The 3941-nt window shown below is 74.5% G+C and carries 1 protein-coding gene; it reads left to right on the forward strand.

What is annotated here, in order from left to right:
• On the forward strand, positions 1–3941 hold a 3941-nt coding region (locus tag C7C46_RS18810; protein ID WP_146259130.1), incomplete at both ends, for a type I polyketide synthase.

Genomic DNA, 3941 nt, shown 5'->3' on the forward strand with positions numbered 1-3941 from the left:
GAGGTCGGCCCCGACGCGGCCCTGACCCCCATGGGCCTGGACGACCCCGCCCTGTCCTTCATCGCCACCACCCGCCGCGACCGCGACGAGGTGCGCGAACTGCTCACCGGCCTCGGCGCCCTGCACGCGAACGGCGCCGGCGTCGACTGGGCCGCCTTCTTCGCCGGCACCGGCGCCCGGGCCGTCGACCTGCCGACCTACGCCTTCCAGCGCCGCCGGTTCTGGCTGGACTCCGTGGAGTACTGGCTGGAAGCCTGGGACGGTTCGGGCAGCGGCAGCGCCGATGTCAGCTCCGCCGGTCTGGCCACCCCGGACCACCCGCTGCTCGGAGCCGTGCTGAGTGCCCCTGACGCCGAGCAGGTCACCCTCACCGGCCGCCTCTCGGTCGGCGCCCAGCCCTGGCTGGCCGACCACGTGGTCGGCGGCTCGGTGCTCTTCCCGGGCACCGGCTTCGTCGAGCTGGCGATCCGGGCCGGCGACCAGGTCGGTTGCGGCACCCTGGACGAGCTGACCCTGGAGGCGCCGCTGGTGCTGCCCGAGCGCGGCGCGGTGCAGCTCCAGGTGGTCGTCGGCGCACCCGACGCCACCGGTGCCCGGCCGGTCGGCATTCACGCTCGCCCGGTCGAGGAGGCCGCCGAGCTGCCGTGGACCCGGCACGCGACCGGTCTGCTCTCCGCCGCCGAGCCCGCCGCCGACTTCGACACTTCGGTCTGGCCGCCGGTCGGCGCCACCCCGATCGACCTGACCGAGCTCTACCCGAACCTGGCGGCGGCGGGCCTCGGCTACGGTCCGGTCTTCCAGGGCCTGCGCGCCGCCTGGCAGCGCGGCACCGAGGTGTTCGCCGAGGTGGCCCTCCCGGAGGCCGGTGAGGCGGCCAGGTTCGGCCTGCACCCGGCGGTGCTGGACGCCTGCCTGCACGCGATCCCGTTCACCGGTGCGATCGGCACCGACGGGGTCACCCTGCCGTTCGCCTGGGAGCGGGTCGCCCTGCACGCCACCGGCGCGGCCGCGGTCCGGCTGCGGATCACCCCCCAGGGCGACGGCGTCGTCGCGCTCGCGCTGACCGACCCGGCCGGCCGGCCGGTGGCCTCGCTGGCCGCGCTGACCCTGCGCACCCTGACTCCCGAGCAACTGGCTGCCGCCCGGACCAGCTTCCACGAGAGCCTGTACCGACTGGAGTGGTCGCCGCTCGCCGTCCCGTCGCTCCCGGCGGGTGCGGTCGAGCCGACGGTGTGGCGTCCGGCAGCCGGGCTGGACGCAGCCGCCGCGCACGCTGCCGCCGCCGAGGCACTGGGCACCATTCAGAACTGGCTGGCGGCAGAGCACGAGACGCCGTTGGTGGTGCTGACCGAGGGCGCTGTCGCGCTGCCCGGCGAGGCGGTCACCGACCTGGCCGGCGCGGCGGTCTGGGGCCTGGTCCGTTCGGCCCAGGCGGAGAACCCGGAGCGGTTCGTCCTGCTGGACAGCGACGGCAGCGTGCCGGTGGCCGCGATGCTGGCCACCGGCGAGTGGCAGGGCGTGGTCCGCGACGGCGTACTGCACCGCGCCCGGCTGGCCCGGATCGCGGTCGCGACCGAACCCGTCGTGCCCGCCAGCACGTTCGGTGCCGAGGGCACGGTGCTGGTCACCGGTGCCACCGGCACGCTGGGCCGCCTGGTGGCCCGTCACCTGGTCACTGCCCACGGCGTCGGCTCGCTCCTGCTGGCCAGCCGGCGTGGCGCCGAGGCGGCCGGGATGCCCGAGCTGGTGGCCGAACTGACCGCGCTGGGGGCCAGGGTGGCGGTCGCGGCCTGCGATGTGTCCGACCGGTCCGCCGCGGAGCTGCTGGTCTCCTCCGTCGAAGGCCTGACCGGCGTGGTGCACGTGGCGGGCGTGCTGGACGACGGCACGGTCAACTCGCTTACCGCCGAGCGCCTCGCGGGCGTGCTGCGTCCCAAGGTGGACGCGGCCTGGCACCTGCACGAGCTGACTGAGCGCCAGAATCTGACCGCCTTTGTGCTTTTCTCCTCTGTCGCCGGCGTGCTCGGCGCACCCGGACAGGCCAACTACGCAGCTGCCAACGCCTACTTGGACGCGCTCGCCGCGCACCGGCAGGCGCACGGGCTGGCCGCCCAGTCGCTGGCCTGGGGCCTGTGGGCCGCCGAAGCCGGTGGCATGGGCGCCGGGGCCGACCTGAGTCGGATCAATCGCTCCGGCGTGGCCGCGCTGGCACCCGCCGAGGGACTTCAGCTGCTCGACACCGCAGCCGAGTTGGCGGATGCCGCCGTACTGCCGGTCCGGCTCGACCTGCCAGCACTGGCCGCGGCCGGCGAGGACCTGCCCCCGCTGCTGCGCGGCCTGGTGCGCGGCCGGACCCGGCGAGCCACTGCAGGTGGCGCGGCAGCCGCGGCCTCCGCGCTCGGGGCGCGGCTGACCGGGCTGACACCGGCCGAGCAACTCGCTGCGGTGCTGGACGTGGTCCGGGCCCAGGCGGCCGCCGTGCTCGGCCACTCCTCGCCGCAGGCCGTCGAGCCGCACCACGCCTTCAGCGACCTGGGCTTCGACTCGCTGAGCGCCGTCGAGTTCCGCAACGCGGTCAGCGAGGCGACCGGACTCCGGCTGCCCGCGACCTTGGTCTTCGACTACCCGAGCCCGGCCGCCCTGGCCGAGCACCTGACCGCCGAGGTGGCCGGGACCGGCGAGGCGGCGGCGACCGTGGTGGCGACCACCACAGCGACCGACGAGCCGATCGCCATCGTGGGCATGGCCTGCCGCTACCCCGGCGGGGTCGACTCGCCGGAGGCGCTGTGGCGACTGGTCGCCGACGGAGTGGACGCGGTCAGCGAGTTCCCGACCGACCGCGGCTGGGACCTGGGCCGACTCTACGACCCGAACTCCGAGCGACCGAACACGAGTTACACCCGCAACGGCGGATTCCTGCACGAGGCGGCCGAGTTCGATCCCGCGTTCTTCGGGATCTCGCCGAACGAGGCACTGGTGATGGACCCGCAGCAGCGGCTGCTCCTCGAGGCCTCCTGGGAGGCGCTGGAGCGGGCCGGGATCGACCCGGGCACGCTGCGTGGCTCGGCGACCGGCGTGTTCGCCGGGATGATGTACCACGACTACGCGAACAACAACAACACCGGCGCCATCGCCTCGGGCCGGGTCTCCTACGTGCTCGGCCTGGAGGGTCCGGCGGTCACCATCGACACCGCCTGCTCCTCCTCGCTGGTCGCGCTGCACTGGGCGATCCAGGCGCTGCGCAGCGGTGAGTGCTCGCTGGCGCTGGCCGGCGGCGTCGCCGTGATGGCCACCCCGGACACCTTCGTGGAGTTCAGCCGTCAGCGCGGGCTGTCGGCGGACGGCCGGATCAAGGCCTTCGCGGACGGCGCCGACGGGACCGCCTGGGGCGAGGGTGTCGGCATGCTGCTGGTCGAGCGGCTCTCGGATGCGCGGCGCAACGGGCACCCGGTGCTGGCGATCGTGCGCGGGTCGGCGATCAACCAGGACGGTGCGTCGAACGGCCTGACTGCCCCTAACGGGCCGGCACAGCGGCGGGTGATCCGGCAGGCGCTGGCCAATGCCCAGCTGACGGCCGATCAGGTCGACGCAGTGGAGGCGCACGGTACCGGGACGGTGCTCGGTGACCCGATCGAGGCCCAGGCGCTGCTGGCCACCTACGGGCAGGACCGGGCCGGCGACGAGCCGCTGTGGCTGGGTTCGATCAAGTCGAACATGGGTCACACGCAGGCGGCGGCCGGTGTGGCCGGGATCATCAAGATGGTCCAGGCGATGGAGCACGGGGTGTTGCCGCGGACGCTGCACGTGGACGAGCCGTCGAGCAAGGTGGACTGGTCGGCGGGTGCGGTGGAACTGCTCACCGAGGCTCGGGAGTGGCCGGCCCTGGACCGGCCGCGCCGGGCTGCCGTCTCCTCGTTCGGGATCAGCGGCACCAACGCGCA

This window comes from Streptomyces tateyamensis (assembly GCF_003205575.1).
GTDB lineage: Bacteria > Actinomycetota > Actinomycetes > Streptomycetales > Streptomycetaceae > Kitasatospora > Kitasatospora tateyamensis.